Consider the following 18,728-nt stretch of genomic DNA (forward strand, 5'->3'; position numbering starts at 1 on the left):
TAAAAATTGACTCCTATTGTAAAGCAGTAATACCTCAATTAGCACTTTCTTTTTGTTTAACTAATAACACTTTTCCCATATAATCCCCCCTCCTACAATGTATTATAATCTAAACAATTTGTTCCACATTCGTCTTGTAAATAAAATATATTCACATATAATTCGTGCTACTTTACTAAATCCTAACACATTTTCATATACATGTCATTAAAATAGTACAAAATTTAGTTTTTTTATTCAAGATTTGTTACAATATCTTAGATACATCTTATTATTTTTTATAAAAAAAAGAACATTTAAATATTCTTAATATTTCACTTATCCAATTAAATTCGTAGAAGAGTTCTTTCTTTTTCCGTACCACTCTGTACCAATTTTTTTTGAGTTCTGTACCATTTCTGTACCAATTTGTTAAAAATTTATAAGAAATTATAAGAAATTTTGTATTTTTTTACAGTGTTATAAAACTATATAACATTAAAAAATGGCTTTATATCAACGTTTTCAGGAGGTTGTAAACATGTTTGAACTTCACTACGCAGGAGCAATACCACGCCACAATGAAACTGTAACATAATCACTCTCATAAGCACCTAAACCATTTTTAAATCCTTGTTCGACTTGAAGTGTAGCATTAGCTACTTTAACACCTCCTTTTGTCGTCTTCATTATTGGAATATCTATAAGACGGCCTACTAACATTACTTGATTCAACATCTTAATCCCCTCCTTTGCAGAAGCAATTATAGACATAAAAATATTTTTTTGCAAGCTCACCATTTTTACCTTTATTTCTTAAAAAAATTAAAATTAGTCACAGATGACTACTATTTTCTCACTTTTGTTTAAATATCAACCAAATATGATAAAATAGTCCAATCATGTCTATTGAAAAATGGCGAAAAAAAGTGACCAGTACACAAAAAAAGAAGTCATTTTAGACTTCTATAATCACATATGCAACTGCATAATTATTTTCATGAGCTAAAGAAATAAATGATTTAGAATAATTAAGATATGGTTTACCATTAATATCATTTAATATTTCTATATCTTGAAATGAATTTAACCCTTTTTCAATTCCAATCGCCTTAAAAAAAGCTTCTTTTCCAGCAAAACGCCCACCTAAAAATTCTTTTTTTTGTTTAAAAGTTTTTTTATTTTTATAAATTTCAAACTCTTTAGCAGTTAAAATTTTTAACGCTAAGCTATCATTATTAATATCTAAACGACTTAAATCTACAATATCACAACCAATACCTTTAATCATTTCTAATCCTTAAATTTTTTCTCATATAAACTCATTAATTCATCTAATGACATATCATCATCAATTTCATCAATTAATGAATTTTGTTTTTCAATTTCTTTAGTTCCAAAATCTAATTTGAATTCACCAGTTCTTTCTTCAATAATTTTTAACTGATCCTTTTCTTCCTCAACTATTTTAGCAATATTACGAAGATTTTCTTCAACAGTAGGTAATTTTTCAATTTCTTTAGCTAATTTTTCGGCTTCTTTTTCTTCATTTATAGAAGTTAATTTAGCTTCTGACTCAATTATCGGTTTTTCTTCATAGTTGCCAAAATATGGACTTATTACTGGTACTAGCTGATCGTTATTTTTCTTCTTTTTAGGTTTTGAAATTTTTTTTCTTTTTTCAGTTTTTTCAGCTTCTTTTCGTCTAGAAATACCATGCATTGGTGAAATAACTTCACTCATTTGATAAACTGATTTGGGCTTTTCTTCAACTACTGGTTTAACCTCATTAACCTTTGGTTTTGTTTTAGGCTTACTTATTACCTTTTCATCAGGTTCACTAGCCTCTTCCTCTTTAAACTCTTCATCATAAATTAAAGGTGTACTGAACTTTTCTTTACGACGTTGTTCAACTACAGGATCAACTTCAAAAATATCATCATCCTGCTCATGTTTTTTAAATAAGCTTCTAAACATATTTATCACCCTTTCTAAAAAAATGAATCTCCTACATTATACTTGTTTTTATCTAACACTAAAATTCCTCGAACTTGAGGTGCATTAGGTAACCCTAATTCACGTGCTGAACAAATCATACCATTAGAATCTATTTTACGTAGTTTTGATGGTTTTATTATTAAACCACTTGGCATAACTGCACCAACTGTTGCAACAACTACTCTTTGACCAGCCTCTACATTGGGAGCACCACATACAATTTGTGTCTGTTCGTTCTTTAAATCAACCTGACATACATGTAAATGATCAGAATCAGGATGTTCACTCATAGAAATAATTTCGCCTACAATAAAACGTGGTGTTTTATCTATAACTACTGGAGCTAAATTATATTTAGCTAATAATTCATTAAAAATCTCTATTTGTGAATCACTAAAATTTATTAAGCCATCATTGATTTTTCCTAAATATTTACTTGCATTTAGTAAATTAAAACCAATTATACTATCTTTTTTATCTTTTAAAACAACTAAATCATCATACTTATCATAATCAAATGTTTTACCTTCACCACATCTAGCTAACACGATATCGCCAACATAGTTATAATTATAAAATCCATGAAATATCATCTCTACACCTCTTATTTTAAACCATCAATAAATGCTTGTATCTCATCTTTAGTTTTACGTAATTTACTTACAAAACGTCCTATTTCTTCACTATCTTCATAAGCAATAAACGAAGGAATTCCTAAAACATCTAAATCTTTACATAGATCTAATAAATTATCCCTGTTTACTAAATAAAATTTAAATTCAGGATTAGCACTTACAATATCACCTATAAAAGGTTTTACAAACATGCAATCAGGACACCAATCAGCTGTAAACATTATAATCGTTTTACCAGTGCGAATCTTGTCAAATTCTTCAATAGTCTTAATTTCTATTAACTTATCCATTCTTTCGATACCTAGCTACCAATTTATAAATTGGTCCTTTCGTACAAAATTTACGTTCATATTCAGTCATAATATTACTTTCATTTTCTGGACTGTTATGTAAATCTAAACTTACATATTCTAAATCCATAGGATATTGATTTAATGAAATCAACGAATATTCAAACAAACTTCGATTATCAGTTTTAAATTCAATTACTCCATCATCTACTAATATTTTACGATAAACATCTAAAAATTTATTAGATGTCAATCTTCTTTTAGCATGACGGCTTTTAGGCCATGGATCACTAAAATTTAAAAAGATTTTATCAACTTCATTTTCACTAAATACTTTCTCTAATTCAATTGCATCATAATGCATCAATCTAAGATTTGTCACTTTTTTTTCTTTTTGTTTAATCTTATTAATTGCTGCTGCTAATACACTTGGATATTTTTCAATTCCAATAAAATTGATATCTGGATAATTACAAGCATTCTGAAATATAAAATCACCTTTTCCCATCCCAATTTCAATATATATTGGTCTATCATTATCAAAAATATCTTTCCAATTGTTTTTTAAATTTTCAGGCTCAATAACAACAAAATCACTATTTTCATTCATTATCTCATAAGCCTTTGGATTATTTCTAAGTCGCATTACTACTCCCCTTTACATATATGCATATTCTATCATAAATCATTCATCAAGTCGACTAATTCCTTATCTGTAAGCTCACGAAAGTCTCCTAGTTCTAAACTACGATCTAATAATAAATTTTTAATTTTTAAACGCTTCAAAAAAGTAACATGTTTCCCACAAGATTCAACCATCTTTTTAACTTGATGAAACTTTCCTTCAAAAATCTCTATTTCAACTTCACAACAATTATCATCTACTTCAATTACTTTTAAATTAGCACTTTTACAACAATATCCAGTATCTAAAACAATCCCTTTTTTAAAAGAATCTATATCTTTTTCATCCATAACTCCTTCAATTTCAGCCCAATAGAGCTTAGAATGATTTCTACTAGGAGCCATTAATTTATGTGAAAAATCCCCATCATTAGTTATTAAAAGTAACCCTTCTGTATCTATATCTAACCTTCCTACAGGAAATAAATCATAATTTTCGTAGCCAATAATTAAATCAATTACAGTAGGATGAACATTATCTTTAGTAGCACTAACATAACCTTGTGGTTTATTAAGCATTAAGTATACATAGGGACGATATTCTACTACTTCACCATCGAAAATAATGATATCCTTTTGATAATCAACTTTGGAATCATCCTTTTTTATTACTTTACCATTTACTTCTACAAAACCTTTTCTAATATAAGCTTTAACTTCTTTACGTGTCCCAATTCCATAATTTGAAAGCAGCTTATCTAGTCGCATCACCATATAATTTTAAATACCTTTCTTCCTTTTTTTTACACTCTTCATCACTATAAAATGTTAGATATATTAAAACATCAAACTTATTTTCTTTCGTTATCCCTGATAAATTTACACCTTTATAAATCCCGTTTGCTTTGTCAACAAGATTTGGAATAAGTGAAAAAACATCATTTTCTAGAATTCCTAAACTAGGAAGACTTTCATTTTCATCTTGACTAACTTTAGCAATTGCTTGTAAATGATACATATTAATCTTGGGATTGTCAATAATAATATCATATCGATTATTATTATCATCTATTTTATTAACAACAAGCCTGATCATAAACTCATCACTAGTCACTTGATAATCTTGTTGCTTAACAAGTTTTTTTTCATATTCGAGATACTGCTCATATAATCTATTACTATCATCAACTATATTCTCATTAGAACAGCCAGTCAATAATATACAAATGATAACAAAAATAATTTTTTTCATGTAATCACCCACATTATTATAACACGTTTTATTGTACAATAAAATAAATAGGAACCGAAGTTCCTATTTACATCTAAAAGTATCACAAGCAGTTTCTTTAACATCTTTTGCTTCATTACATTTACAATTACATACTGTAATTTCTTGGGCATCGCACTTACAATCACGATTGTATACACAACTGTCAACATGACAACATACATCTTTTGCCATGGTATCACCTCCATAGTTATTTTTAACATATTTTTCAAAAACTATACAAAAAAAGGATAAATAAACTTATTTATCCTCATACTCAATCAAACAGCTAAAACTATATTCTAATTCACTAGAAAAAGTCATCGCTACTTGATAATGCATTGCTAAAATATTAGGATTTTTTTTAGCAATAAATTCATTGATTTCATCTTCTAAATCTAATTCATGCGTTTTTTCAATAATTTTTACTTTCATGATTAAATTATAAAACTATAATTACAAAATATTTGTCATTATTGGTTGATTTCGATTTTTAATACAGCTTCAAATACCTCATTTGGTTTTAAAGTAATGACTCCTTCTTTATCCTTTAATTCACCTTTAAAATCATCATAATCACTATGACCAAACCAAGGTTCAATTGCAATTAATCCACCAACATGTTTAGCTGCCCATATTCCTAAATGTGTAAACTTATCCATATGAACAATTAAAGATTTATCATGATTTAAAGATTTTAAAGCTATTTTATTTGATTTAAAATCTTGTAAAATAATTGTATCATTACTAAATAATTCCTGCCGAATAAAAAATCTTTTTTCATTATCTAAAAATGGTACAGTTTCATGAGTAACTCCCTTTTTTTCAAGATTAATTACTTTTCTATCTAAAGTCTCATTTTCACTAAATTCAAGATAATAATCATTACTTGATTCATTATCCATAAAAGGACAAGCAAAAGCAGGATGACCACCAATTTGAAAATATATTTCTTTTTCATCCACATTAGTAACTTTAAAATTACATTCAACAACATTTTTAACTAAACGATACGTAACCTCTAATTTAAATAAATATGGATACTGTTTAATAATTTCTTCATTTGAAGTCAAAGTAAAAATTACTTCCTGATCACTAATTTGATTTGCATTATACTCATTATGACGGGAAAAACCATGTTGATTCATATTATAAGTTTTCCCATCAATACGACATTCATTATTTTGTAAAGCTCCAACAATTGGAAATAAAACTGGTGCACTGCTTCCCCATTGAATAGGATCACGTCGCCACATATAATTAATTCTATCATTTTGACCAACTATTTTAATAATTTCAGCACCTTTATTTTCAAGTGTTACTTCTAAAAATTCATTTTTTAATGTTATCATTTCCTTCACCAATTAAAACCTTTCCATCAATCATAACAAAGTCAACATTTATATCTTCATCAAACATAATTATATCAGCTTTTTTATTAATTGCCAATTCTCCTAAATCAATTAAATTCAAATTTTTAGCAGGATTATAACTAGCTAATCTAACAGCTTCATAAATAGTTAAACCTAAATGATGATGTGCATTTTTAACTGCTTTATTCATTGCTAAAACACTTCCCGCTAAAGTTCCACTTTCTAAACGTGCTGAATTATCTTTAACATATACAGCTTGATTACCAATTTTATACTGCCCATCTTCAAGTCCTGAAGCTTCCATTGAATCAGTAATCAACATTACTTTATCTATCCCTTTAGCTTTTAATAGCACTTTGGCAGCTGGATAATTTACATGAATACCGTCAAGTATTAATTCTGCATATACCTCATCACTTTCCATGATTGCACCAACAACACCAGGATTACGATGGGTAAGTGGTGTCATAGCATTAAAAGTATGTGTTCCTGAAGTAGCTCCTACTCTAATTCCTTCAATTGCCTGCTGATATGTTGCATCTGTATGTCCTAAACTTACAACTACACCTTCTTTTACTAAATATTCAATTAACTTATTAGCATTTTCCAATTCAGGTGCTAAACTTATTTTTTTAATCAAATAACTAAATTTCCCAATTAGGCTTTTGTAGTTAGAAATTGTCGGAGCAAGCATGTATTCTTCAGGCTGAGCTCCTTTATATTTGTGGTTAAAAAAAGGTCCCTCCAAATGAATACCTAAAATTTTGCTTCCACTAACTTTATCTTTGTTTTCAGCAATATTTTTTACTGCTGTATAGATATCTTCTTTTGACATAGTCATAGTTGTAGCTAAAATTCCAGTCACACCACTCTTAATAAAACTACTAGTAATTGTGTTTAAATCTTCAAAAGAAGGATACATAAAATCACTACCATTACGTCCATGGCTATGGGATTCGATAAATCCTGGTGAAACATAACGTCCTTTAGCATCAATTATTTTTTCGTTATCAGGCAAACGCTTTGAAATTTCACAAATATGATCATCTTCTACATAAACATTAGCATTAATAACTTTATCCTTTAAAATTACTTGTCCATTTATAATACATTGTCTCATTTTTTTCAATCTCCTTTATCATTAACATATTATGACACTTTCATATTTAAATTATACGAATAAGGCATTAGCAATTTATTATTACTAAAAAATAAAAAGTCTTTTGACTAACAGATTTATACTGTAAGCCAAAAGACCTAATAAATATAATTTAAAATTATTTATCATGATGATTGATATCATCAATAATTTTTTCAATTTTATTACCATACTCTAATGAAGTATCATGAACAAAATGTAACTCTGGTACTTTACGAATAGTTAAACGTTTAGCTAATAATGAACGGATAAATCCCTTAGAACGCTCTAATGCTTCCATACCTTTACGAACATTATAATCCTTGCCTAAAAACGTAACATAAATCTTAGCAATTGATAAATCATTTGTTAAATCAACTGCAGTAATAGTACAAAAACCAATTTTAGGATCACGTACTTCAACTTGAAGAATATGTGATAATTCACGTTGAATAATACCACTTAATTTGTCTTTTTTAAGAACCATTCAATCACCTACTTAACTTCTACTTCCTCCATAATATATCCTTCAACAATATCCCCTTCTTTAATATCATTAAAGTTTTCAATACTTAAACCACATTCAAAACCACTTGCAACTTCTTTAACATCATCCTGGAATCTCTTCAATGAACCTAATTTACCTTCATATACAACAACACTATCACGAAGTAAACGAATCCCACAATTACGACGAATAAACCCATCTGTTACATAGCATCCAGCGATATTCCCAACTTTAGAAACTTTAATAACTTGACGAATTTCAGCTTGACCAGTTACTACTTCTTTAACTTCAGGAGCAAGCATTCCTTTCATAGCTGTTTCTATTTCTTCAACCATCTTATAAATAATGTTATGAAGACGAATTTCAATTCCTTCTTCTTCTGCTTTTTGGCGTACTTTAGCATTTGGACGCACATTAAATCCATAAATAATTGCTTTTGATGCAGTCGCTAATAAAACATCAGCTTCTGTAATTCCACCTGCAGTAGAACGAATTACATTTACTCTAACTCCATCTACATCAATTTTTTCAAGCGATGCCTTAACAGCTTCAGCAGTTCCTTGAACATCTGCCTTAACAATAATATTTAAATCAATAATTTCTCCATCTTTGATTTGTGAAAATAGATCATCAAGTGATAAAGCAGCTCCAGTGGCACGTTCTTTATCTTGTTTTGCCTTTAATCGTGCTTCACCAACACTACGAGCTTGTTTTTCACTTTCAAAAACCATAAATTTATCACCAGCTGCAGGCACATCATTTAAACCTGTAATTTCTACTGGAGTGGCAGGAAGAGCTTCCTTGATTATTTTACCATGATCATCTAACATTTGACGAACTTTACCATAAGCAGTACCAACAACAATTGGATCACCTGCTCTTAAAGTTCCGTTTTCTACTAATAGAGTTGCAACAGGACCACGTCCCTTATCTAGTTTGCCTTCAACAACACTACCATATGCATAACGATTTGGATTAGCTTTTAAATCTGCTAATTCAGCAACAACAGTCAATGTTTCTAACAACTCTTCAATTCCAATTCCCTGTTTGGCAGAGATTTCACAATAAACAGTATCCCCACCCCAATCTTCAGGTAATAATCCATATTCAGACATTTCACCCTTAATTCTTTCAGGATCAGCACCATCTTTATCAATTTTATTGATAGCTACAACGATTGGAACTCCTGCTGCTTTAGCATGATCGATTGCCTCTTTAGTTTGTGGCATAACACCATCATCAGCTGCAACAACAATAATAACAATATCTGTTACTTGAGCTCCACGAGCACGCATAGCTGTAAAAGCTTCATGGCCAGGTGTATCTAAAAAAGTAACCTTTTTATCATTTACATCAACTTGATAAGCACCAATATGTTGTGTAATACCACCAAATTCTCCTTCAACTACAGCCGATTTTCTAATTGTATCTAATAATGTTGTCTTACCATGATCAACATGTCCCATTATAGTTACAACTGGACAGCGAAGAACTAAATCTTTTTCATCATCAACAATATCTATTTCTTCAAAATTAACTTCACTAACTTCAATATGTTTTTCTACTTCGAAGCCATACTCTAAACAAATTAGCTCTACTTGTTCATCAGTTAATGAAGAATTAATTGTAACCATCGTACCAAGTAAGAATAATACTTTGATAACATTTGCAGGAGTTTGCCCCACCTTTTCTGCTAATTGTCCAACTGTAATCCCTTCTTCATATACAATTACACCATCTTTAATTGTATTTTCTTCCTTTTTATTTGGAAAATTAGATTTAAGCTGCTTCTTTTTTGGAGCCCCTTTTTTATTATTCATGTTTTGTTTTGCCATAATTTCACCCTCCTATCTTTTCTTTTAAATTTTTAGCAAATCCAGCATCCTGGATACCTAATGCAACACGATTATTTTTACCAACCGCTTTAGAAAGTTCATCAATATTACTAGTAATAATATAATCAACATTATAACTAGTACATTTATCAGTAAGTTTCTTTTTTGTATTATCACTTGCATCAGTTGCAATAATAACAAAATGTACCTCATTAGACCGAATTTTATTAATTAATGTTTCTCCAGTAACAATTTTGCGAGCACGACTAGCCAAACCAAGTGTGTTTAAAAAATTACTCATTAACAAATTTTTCCAATTCTTCAAAAATTTGATCAGGAATCTCAACTTGCAAAGCACGAGCTAAAACTTTTTTCTTTTTTGCGATCTCAAATGCTTTTCTATCTCTTTTTAGATAAGCTCCCCGTCCATTCATTTTACCAGTTGGATCAACATGCACTTCGCCCTCTTTATTTCGAACAACTCTTATCAGTTCCATTTTTGGCAATTGTTCACCAGTAGCTAAACATTTCCTTAATGGTATTTTACGCAATATCATCACTCCTTAATCAGCATCATAATATTTATCATATTCATCATAATCAATTTCTTCATCATACTTACTATATTCATCATCTAAATCTTCAAAATCTTCATATTCAATTACTTTTTTAACTGGTACAGTTTCCTCTTCTTCGATATTTTCTTCTTCGGTATCATCAATATCTTCATCCAAAGTTTTTTCTAACATTTCTTGTGCAAATTCTTCTTCAAAATTAGAATCAACTGGTGAATTCTCTACTGAAGCAGTAATATCGTCTACAGTAATTAAACCAAGTTCTAAAGCTTCACTAACAGATTTAATATCAATTTTCCATCCAGTAAGTCTTACTGCTAAACGAGCATTCTGTCCACGTTTACCAATTGCTAAAGATAACTGATCATCAGGTACTACAACTAATGCACTATGATCAGTTTCATTAATTGCAACATATTTAACTTCTGAAGGACTTAAAGCATTTGAAATAAATACAACTGGATCACTACTCCAAATAATAATATCAATCATTTCACCATTTAATTCATCAACAACATTTTTTACACGACTTCCCTTAGGGCCTACACAAGACCCTATTGGATCAATACTTTCGTTACTTGTATAAACAGCTACTTTACTTCTTTCTCCTGGCTCACGAGAGACAGCTTTAATTTCAACTGTTCCATCGTATACTTCAGGCACTTCTAATTCAAATAATCTTTTGACAAAATTTGGTTCAGTTCTACTAACAACAATATGAGTACCTTTTGTTCCACGATCAACATCACTAACATATACTTTTAAATGTTGTCCTTCTTTAATTTTTTCACCAGGAATTTGTTGATTTATAGCTAAAAAAGCCCCAGTTTTACCAATATTAACGATTGCAAATTTATCTTCAACACGATCAACAATACCGGTAATGATATCATCTTTTTTATCTGCAAATTCATTATAAAGTGTTTCTTTTTCAGTTTCCCGAATTTTTTGTCTAAATAATTGCTTTGTTTGTATTGCAGCTAAACGCCCAATATGTTCAACATCAGCTTCTGTTTCTACAACATCTCCAACTTTATAAAAAGGATTAATAGCTTGAGCTTCTTCTAACGATAATTCAATATCTTCATCATCAAGATCATCAACAACTGTTCTGATTTCAAATAATCTAAACTTTCCAGTTTTTTCATTAATCTCAACACGAACATTAGCATCAGGATTTAAATAATTTTTCTTATATGCCTTTGCAATAGACTCTTTTAACATCTCCAGGAAAACATCTTTTTCAATTCCTTTTTCTTCAATCAACAAATTTAATGCTTCCATGAATTTTTTACTTGCCACTTTTTTATCCTCCTAAAATTTCACAGCTAGTCTAATAAATTTAATATTGTTATAGTCAATTTTAATCTTTTTCTTAATATTCTTAACTAAATATTCAAATTCAATCGTTTCATCTTCAATTCTTTTAATAAAACCTTCAACTTCATCTAATCCTGCTACAGGATTATAAAATTTAGCATAAACATATTTACCAAGAGAAGATTTAACTTGTTCAAATGTTTTCAATGGTTTTTCTACACCTGGTGAAGAAACTTCCAAATAATATTCTCCCTCAATTGGATCCTCTTCATCCATTTTTTGGCTAATTGCTTCACTTACTGCAACACAAGTATCCATATCTAAGAAACCCTCATTTTTTTCAACAAATATCCTAAGATACCATTCTCCACGATCTTGAACATATTCAAGATCATCAAGATAAACATTATTACTTTTTAAAATTGGTTCAATCATTATTTTAATTTTATCCAAAAGTTCCATTATTTCACCTCTATTCAATAATAAAGAGTGGGTTGCCCCACTCGCTTCTCTATGAAACTGATCATATATTAGCATATATCAGTTAGAATTGCAACCTTTTAAAATAACGATAACTGATTTCTTTCCTGCATCCCATTAAAAACGCCCATCTTAGTTAATGTCTTGATATGTGAGTTATTTAACTTAGTTCGCTTAATTACATCCTCTTTTGATAAAAATGGGCCGTTTTTACGAGCTTCTACTACCGTAGAAGCAACTGCCTCCCCTAAAGCATCAATTGCACTAAAAGGAGGAATTAAAGCATATTTATCATTAGGGTCTAAAATAAACTTACTTGCTTGTGAATATTCTAAACTAACTGGACTAAAGCGAAATCCTCGTTCAATCATTTCCAAAGCAATTTCAAAAACATCCCACAATCCTTCATCTTTATTTGACGCACTTCTCTCTGATCTAAGCTGAGTGATTTCCTCACGTCTTGCCATGATAGCATCTTTTCCTTGAATTAAAGTTTCAATTTCATAGAAATCACAACGTGTTGAGAAGTATACCGCATAATATTCACGAGGATAATAAACTTTCCACCAAGCAACTCGAATCGCCGAAAGAACATAAGCTACAGCATGAGCTTTAGGGAACATGTACTTGATTTTTTTACAAGAATCAATATACCATTGTGGTACATTATGTTTTTTCATTAATTCTTCATATTTTTTTTCAGGAAAAACAGCTGGTGATTTACCCTTACGTACACACTCCATAATATCAAATGCGTCTTTGTTCGGTAAACCTTTTTCAATTAAATAAACCATGATATCATCACGACACCCAATTACTTCAGAAAGTGTACAAGTACCAGCTTTAATTAAACTTTCAGCATTCCCTAAATAAACATCTGTACCATGAGATAATCCCGAAATAATAACTAAATCACTAAAAGATTTAGGTTGAGTCTGATCTAACATTCCTCGAACAAAGGTAGTACCAAACTCTGGTAATCCCAATGCACCATTTTTACATCCAATAAAATCCAAATTACATCCTAATGCTTCACTACTTGTAAAAAGTGACATAACTTTTTTATCATTAGTAGGAATTGTTTTAGGATCAACTCCCGTCAAATCCTGCAATGCTCTAGTAACGGTTGGATCTACATGTCCTAAAATATCAAATTTTAACACATTATCATGAATTGCATGGAAATCAAAATGAGTAGTTTTCCATGCTGCTGATAAATCATCAGCTGGATATTGATACGGTGTAAAATCAAACACATCCATATCTCCAGGGATTACAATAATTCCTCCTGGATGTTGACCCGTTGTTCTTTTTACCCCACCACAACCAGCAGCAATTCTTTCTAACTCAGCACTCCTAATACTCTGATCAGTTCCCATTAATTCAGCATATCCTTTAGCGTAACCATAAGCTGTTTTTTCTGCTACAGTAGAAATAGTTCCTGCTCTAAACACGTGATCTTCACCAAAAATCTCTTTTGTAAAAGCATGTGCATTAGCTTGATACTCTCCAGAAAAGTTAAGATCAATATCTGGAACTTTATCAGCATTAAATCCTAAGAAGGTTTCAAATGGAATATTATGACCCTCTCCTTTCATTATTGCACCACATTTAGGACAAACTTTATCCTCCAAATCATAACCATCAGCAATAACCCCTTCTTCTAAAAATTCACTATGTGAACATTTAAGACAAACATAATGAGGTGGTAAAGGATTAACCTCAGTTATCCCCGACATTGTTGCAACAAATGAAGAACCAACTGATCCTCTCGAACCAACTAAATAACCATCATCATTTGATTTTTTAACTAATAAATGAGAAATATAATAAATTACTCCAAAACCATGTTTAATAATATTACTTAATTCTTTTTCTAATCTTTTTTCAACAATCGATGGTAAAGGTTTACCATACGTCTTATAAGCTGTTTCATAACATAATTTTTTTAAGTTATCATCAGCACCTTCGATTTTAGGTGTAAAAAGTTTATCATGAACAGGTTTAATTTCTTCAATCATATCAGCAATTTTATTAGTATTAGTAACCACATACTCAAAAGCTTCTTCTTGAGATAAATATGGATAACATTCCAGCATTTCATTTGTAGTTCTTAAATATTGACAAGGATTTTTAGCCTTGGGATTACGACGATCACATAATGGATGAGCTTTATGACCAATTCCAATAGTTGGATTTGAGATAAAAACATCCCTAAATATTTTATCTTTTACATCAAGAAAATGAACATCACCAGTAGCTACAATCAGCTTATCCAATTTCTTAGCACAATCAACAATCCGATGTAATGACTTGATCAATTCATCACGATCTTGTAATTTACCACGTTCAATTAAATGGTAGTAATCTTCAATTGGCTGAATTTCAATATAATCATAAAATTTCATTGCTTGTTCAAGCTTTTTATCAGAAAGATTTAGTGCAGCTTCAAAAACATCACTATTATAACAACTGCTCCCATATAATAAGCCTTCACGATAATATTCAAGTCGCTCCTTAGGAATACGTGTTTCTCCATGAAAATATTTTGTGTTTGCTTCACTGACTAACTTAAACATATTTTTTAAACCTGTTTTATTTAAAGCTAACGCTGTCATGTGATAAGGGTAGACGATTTTATATATATCGTCACCAGTCAACTCACATAAATCTAATAAGTTATATTTGCCAGTTTGCATAATTTGATGAATCATTAAATTAAAAACTTCTCCTAGTACTTGTGCATCATAATCAGCTCTATGAGCGACTTCATCATCATAATTAACTCGATATGTACGACAAACATTTCCTAAACGATATGATTTCATTGGTTTTAAGATTGCCCTAGCTAAAGCAAGAGAATCAATTACTGGATTAGTAATTTCTGGTAAATTATTACGTCTTAGATTCTCATTTAAGAATCCAATATCAAAATTAGCATTATGAGCAACTAAAATACAGTCATCAAAGAATTCTATTATTTCTGATAAAACAGCATCAATCGTTGGCTCGTTTTTAACCATATCATTAGTAATACTAGTAAGATTAGTGATTCTAGAGGAAATTGTTTTACCAGGATTAATAAATTTTTGCATTCTATCAATTACTTCCCCATTACGAATCTTAACTGCCCCAAACTCTGTTATTCCATCATGAATTACTGAAAGACCTGTTGTTTCTAAGTCAAAAGAAACATAAGTTGCATGTTCGATTGATGTATCAATAGGGTTATATACAATATTTAAAACAGGATCAACCATGTTAAATTCAACTCCATAAATCATCTTAATTCCTGCCTTTCCACTTGCCATTTGGGCTTCTGGAAAAGACTGAACATTTCCATGATCAGTTACAGCAATAGCTTTATGCCCCCATGAAGCTACAGCATTAATATATTGAGAAATAGTACCAATTCCATCCATTGCAGACATTTTTGAATGTGTATGTAACTCAACCCTTTTAGCTTCACAAGTATCTTTTCTTGGTGCAGGACTTTTAATTACTTCTACCTCTCGAGCCATCAATACAGTTTCATGAGCAAAACTATCGAATCGTGCTTCACCACGTACCTTGATCCAAATATTCCCTTTACCAATAACTTTTAATTCTTCAAGTGAATTATTTGAATTATTTTCAAATCTTTTAACGATGATTGAATCAGTATAATCAGTAACCCAAAGACTTTGAATATGTTTTCCAGCTCTTGTTTTAACCATATCAGCTTTAAAGACATAACCTTTAATAACAATATTATTTTCCATTGTTTGATTTGTGATTTCTTCAATTTTCATATCTATAGCAGTTCCTTTAGAACGATAATTATTTTTATAATTATTTTCCTGGACTGGTGATTTTTCTGACTTTTGTAATAATGATATATCAATTTCAACAGGCTCATAAGCTTCCATTTCTTCTTTAATATCTTTAAATACATCATTATTTTCATCAATATAAAAATCAATTGTTTTATTAATACCAACACTATTAAATAATGCTTCAATCACTGTTTTTAATTGTGATAATTGTTCTAATTGTATCTCATTACAAGTCTCAATCTTTATAGTTGAACCAATTTTAAAGTTATTTACAGTTAGAGTAGAACAAACAGGATAATCTAATTTTAACTTTTCTAAAAGATATCCAACATATGGTAATAGATCTTTAACATTAAAACTTGTTTCTTCATAAGTGATTTGATATTTTATCGGATAAGGAAAATTTTCTCTACCTTGTAACAATAACTGATATTCAGCAAAGGGAATTAGTTGTTTAAATGATAAATGAAATATATAGTTATCATCTTTTCCTACTACTACCTTGGTTATTTTTCCCTCTTTTAAATTATAAACCTGCTCATCAATTTTCAAGTTCTTTAATAATATTAATAATTTATCTTCCATTCTTTCACCTCTCATTTAAACTTAAAATCCATAAATGCTATTATAACACAAGAAAAGGGAATTTAATTCCCTTTAGCCAAATATTTTAGAAATATCATTAACAGTAACAAAAATCATTAAACCAAACACTAATAACAATCCAATTACTTGAAGAGTATATTTTAATTTAGTTGGTAACTCACGACCAATTACCTTCTCCACTACAGCAAAAAGCACTTGGCATCCATCCAATCCAGGAATTGGCAATAAATTAAACATTCCAATATTAGTAGATAATAGTGATAATAAAATCAATAATTGACTAATTGAACCACTCTGAGTTATTTCTGAAGTAACATTATATATCCCTGCAGGTCCAGATAATTGACCAATTGTATTAGCAGAATCAGTAATTAATTTACCTAAAGTTGTAAATATTAATAACGACATTGTTTTAAATTGATCCAAACCATAATTGACTGCTTCAAAAAAACTTAAATGTCTTGTGGCCGCTTTAATTCCCATAACATAAGAATCACTATCTTTATCATATTTAGCATTTACATTTTTAGTCATCGTTTTGCCATCACGAACAATTTCAACTTCTAAAGTAAGTTGATCACTATTTAATTTCAAATTTGAATTATTTAACACATCTTGAAGATCACTAAAAGAAGCAATAATATTCTCTTGTCCATTATATGTTACTTTAGAAATTGTATCTCCAGCTTCTAAACCAGCCATCATCGCAGGACTATTTTGATTAACAGTACCAATTTCTGAAGTATTTGTCTGAACATTGATAAAACAATAAACACCAATTAAAATAACTAATGATAATACAAAATTCATGAAGACACCTGCTAAAAAAACAACACACTTTTTCCAACAGCTAATCCCTTTTAAAGTTCTTTCAATAGGAACATCTTTAAACTCCTCAATATCATTATCTGCTTCACCAGCCATACTGACAAAGCCTCCAATTGGTAATGCTCTAATTTCATATTCAGTTTCACCAATTTTCCGAGAAAATAATTTTGGTCCCATTCCAATTGAAAACTCACTACAAAAAACACCAAAAGATTTTGCTGTTAAAAAATGCCCTAGCTCATGTACCAAAACAACAATTCCTAAAATTAAAATAAAAACTACTATATTTATTAACGTCTGCATTAATTTTCTCCTATCTCTTTTAACACAAAATTACGTGCCCAAGCATCAATTTCGATTAATTGTTGTAAAGTTGGATCCTTGATAAATCGATGACTATTCAAAGCCTTTTCAACTAACTCTTCGATTTGCAAAAACTCTATTTTACCTCTTCTAAATAATTCATTTGCCTGTTCATTAGCACCATTTAAGACACAAGGTTTGCTACCACCATCTCGTCCAGCTTGATACGCTAAAGCTAAAGCTTTAAAGCGTTTAAAATCTGGTTTCTTAAATGTTAAAGTAGCAACTTTAGCCAAATCTAAACTCTCTCCACCAAATAAAATATCACGTTGCGGATATGTCAAAGCATACTGAATTGGTAAACGCATATCTGGATTTCCTAATTGACCAATAATTGAAGTATCAACAAATTCAACCATTGAATGAATAATACTCTCAGGATGAATTAAAACCTCTATTTGATCATAACTAACATCAAAAAGCCACTTTGCTTCGATAACCTCTAATCCTTTATTAAAAAGAGTTGCACTATCAATCGTAATTTTAGCCCCCATTGACCAATTAGGATGATTTAAAGCTTCCTCAACACTTACACCTATAAGCTCTTCACGAGTCTTATTACGAAAACTTCCACCACTAGCTGTTAAAATAATTTTCTTTATCTGTTTTTTATTTTCACCATTTAATGATTGAAAAATTGCTGAATGTTCACTATCAACTGGTAAAAGAGCAACATCATATTCTTTTACAAGCTTAGTAATTATATGCCCTGCAACAACTAAAGTTTCCTTATTAGCCAAAGCAATATCTTTTTTAGCTTTAATTGCCTCTATTGTTGGTACTAAACCAGCAAATCCAACAATTGCATTCAATACAATATCAACTTCATTTAATACTGCAATTTTAACTAAACCATCTGTTCCATGATAAATATATTTATTAGGATACTTAGCTTGTAAATAATCAGCATCTTCCTCATTAACTACACAAATATATTTAACATCGATTATTTTTAAAATTTCTTCAACTTTTTCTATATTATATCCAGCTGACATTGCAACGATCTTAAATTTATCAGGATGATTTTTAACAACATCAACAGTTTGCATGCCAATTGAACCAGTTACCCCTAATACTGTAATCTTTTTCAT

General features: G+C 29.9%; 21 protein-coding genes. All 21 read right to left on the bottom strand.

Annotated elements, in window-relative coordinates:
• Positions 1-534 precede the first annotated feature (534 nt).
• On the bottom strand, positions 535-717 hold the full coding sequence (locus BMW96_RS00965; protein WP_244881233.1) for a single-stranded DNA-binding protein: 183 nt from the start codon (positions 715-717) through the stop codon (positions 535-537).
• Between the two features lie 220 nt (positions 718-937).
• Positions 938-1,270, bottom strand: coding sequence for a holo-ACP synthase (gene acpS / locus BMW96_RS00970; protein WP_092351561.1), 333 nt, complete (start codon positions 1,268-1,270; stop codon positions 938-940).
• 2 nt (positions 1,271-1,272) lie between these two features.
• Entirely contained in the window at positions 1,273-1,956 is a 684-nt protein-coding gene (locus tag BMW96_RS00975) for a hypothetical protein (RefSeq protein WP_092351563.1), read from the bottom strand.
• A gap of 14 nt (positions 1,957-1,970) precedes the next feature.
• On the bottom strand, positions 1,971-2,570 hold the full coding sequence (ytpR, locus tag BMW96_RS00980) for a YtpR family tRNA-binding protein (RefSeq protein WP_092351565.1): 600 nt from the start codon (positions 2,568-2,570) through the stop codon (positions 1,971-1,973).
• Positions 2,571-2,581: 11 nt separating this feature from the next.
• Entirely contained in the window at positions 2,582-2,902 is a 321-nt protein-coding gene (locus tag BMW96_RS00985) for a thioredoxin family protein (RefSeq protein WP_092351568.1), read from the bottom strand.
• Positions 2,895-3,548, bottom strand: a complete 654-nt coding sequence (gene trmB / locus BMW96_RS00990) for a tRNA (guanosine(46)-N7)-methyltransferase TrmB (protein WP_092351571.1) — start codon at positions 3,546-3,548, stop codon at positions 2,895-2,897. The genes BMW96_RS00985 and trmB overlap by 8 nt, the downstream gene beginning before the upstream one ends.
• Before the next feature lie 32 nt (positions 3,549-3,580).
• Entirely contained in the window at positions 3,581-4,300 is a 720-nt protein-coding gene (locus tag BMW96_RS00995) for a pseudouridine synthase (protein ID WP_092351573.1), read from the bottom strand.
• Positions 4,281-4,778 (bottom strand): hypothetical protein, encoded by a 498-nt coding sequence (locus BMW96_RS01000; protein ID WP_092351575.1) that lies wholly within the window; start codon positions 4,776-4,778, stop codon positions 4,281-4,283. The genes BMW96_RS00995 and BMW96_RS01000 overlap by 20 nt, the downstream gene beginning before the upstream one ends.
• A 63-nt stretch (positions 4,779-4,841) precedes the next feature.
• A complete protein-coding gene (locus BMW96_RS01005) occupies positions 4,842-4,991 on the bottom strand; it encodes a DUF1540 domain-containing protein (protein WP_092351577.1) in 150 nt (49 codons plus the stop codon).
• A gap of 66 nt (positions 4,992-5,057) precedes the next feature.
• Positions 5,058-5,231, bottom strand: coding sequence for a sporulation protein Cse60 (locus tag BMW96_RS01010; RefSeq protein ID WP_092351579.1), 174 nt, complete (start codon positions 5,229-5,231; stop codon positions 5,058-5,060).
• Between the two features lie 38 nt (positions 5,232-5,269).
• Positions 5,270-6,148 (bottom strand): aldose 1-epimerase family protein, encoded by an 879-nt coding sequence (locus tag BMW96_RS01015; RefSeq protein WP_092351581.1) that lies wholly within the window; start codon positions 6,146-6,148, stop codon positions 5,270-5,272.
• Positions 6,129-7,289, bottom strand: coding sequence for an N-acetylglucosamine-6-phosphate deacetylase (gene nagA / locus BMW96_RS01020; protein WP_092351583.1), 1,161 nt, complete (start codon positions 7,287-7,289; stop codon positions 6,129-6,131). Before nagA ends, BMW96_RS01015 begins: the two co-directional genes overlap by 20 nt.
• Before the next feature lie 157 nt (positions 7,290-7,446).
• Positions 7,447-7,794, bottom strand: coding sequence for a 30S ribosome-binding factor RbfA (gene rbfA / locus BMW96_RS01025; RefSeq protein WP_092351585.1), 348 nt, complete (start codon positions 7,792-7,794; stop codon positions 7,447-7,449).
• 8 nt (positions 7,795-7,802) lie between these two features.
• Positions 7,803-9,650, bottom strand: coding sequence for a translation initiation factor IF-2 (gene infB / locus BMW96_RS01030; protein ID WP_092351587.1), 1,848 nt, complete (start codon positions 9,648-9,650; stop codon positions 7,803-7,805).
• A 4-nt stretch (positions 9,651-9,654) separates the two neighbouring features.
• Positions 9,655-9,951, bottom strand: a complete 297-nt coding sequence (locus tag BMW96_RS01035) for a L7Ae/L30e/S12e/Gadd45 family ribosomal protein (protein WP_092351589.1) — start codon at positions 9,949-9,951, stop codon at positions 9,655-9,657.
• Positions 9,944-10,201, bottom strand: a complete 258-nt coding sequence (gene rnpM / locus BMW96_RS01040) for an RNase P modulator RnpM (protein WP_092351591.1) — start codon at positions 10,199-10,201, stop codon at positions 9,944-9,946. The genes BMW96_RS01035 and rnpM overlap by 8 nt, the downstream gene beginning before the upstream one ends.
• A gap of 12 nt (positions 10,202-10,213) precedes the next feature.
• The gene (gene nusA / locus BMW96_RS01045) at positions 10,214-11,527 is read right to left on the bottom strand and encodes a transcription termination factor NusA (protein WP_092351593.1); all 1,314 of its coding nucleotides are present in this window, start codon (positions 11,525-11,527) and stop codon (positions 10,214-10,216) included.
• A gap of 12 nt (positions 11,528-11,539) precedes the next feature.
• Positions 11,540-12,007 carry a ribosome maturation factor RimP gene (locus BMW96_RS01050; RefSeq protein ID WP_092351595.1) on the bottom strand — a complete coding sequence of 156 codons (468 nt, stop codon included), beginning with the start codon at positions 12,005-12,007 and terminating at the stop codon, positions 11,540-11,542.
• A 98-nt stretch (positions 12,008-12,105) separates the two neighbouring features.
• The gene (locus BMW96_RS01055; protein ID WP_092351597.1) at positions 12,106-16,425 is read right to left on the bottom strand and encodes a PolC-type DNA polymerase III; all 4,320 of its coding nucleotides are present in this window, start codon (positions 16,423-16,425) and stop codon (positions 12,106-12,108) included.
• 72 nt (positions 16,426-16,497) lie between these two features.
• Positions 16,498-17,577, bottom strand: coding sequence for a M50 family metallopeptidase (locus tag BMW96_RS01060; protein ID WP_092351599.1), 1,080 nt, complete (start codon positions 17,575-17,577; stop codon positions 16,498-16,500).
• On the bottom strand, positions 17,577-18,728 hold the full coding sequence (locus tag BMW96_RS01065) for a 1-deoxy-D-xylulose-5-phosphate reductoisomerase (RefSeq protein WP_092351601.1): 1,152 nt from the start codon (positions 18,726-18,728) through the stop codon (positions 17,577-17,579). The genes BMW96_RS01060 and BMW96_RS01065 overlap by 1 nt, the downstream gene beginning before the upstream one ends.

The sequence above is a fragment of the Thomasclavelia cocleata genome (assembly GCF_900102365.1).
GTDB classification, from domain to species: Bacteria; Bacillota_I; Bacilli_A; order Erysipelotrichales; family Coprobacillaceae; genus Thomasclavelia; species Thomasclavelia cocleata.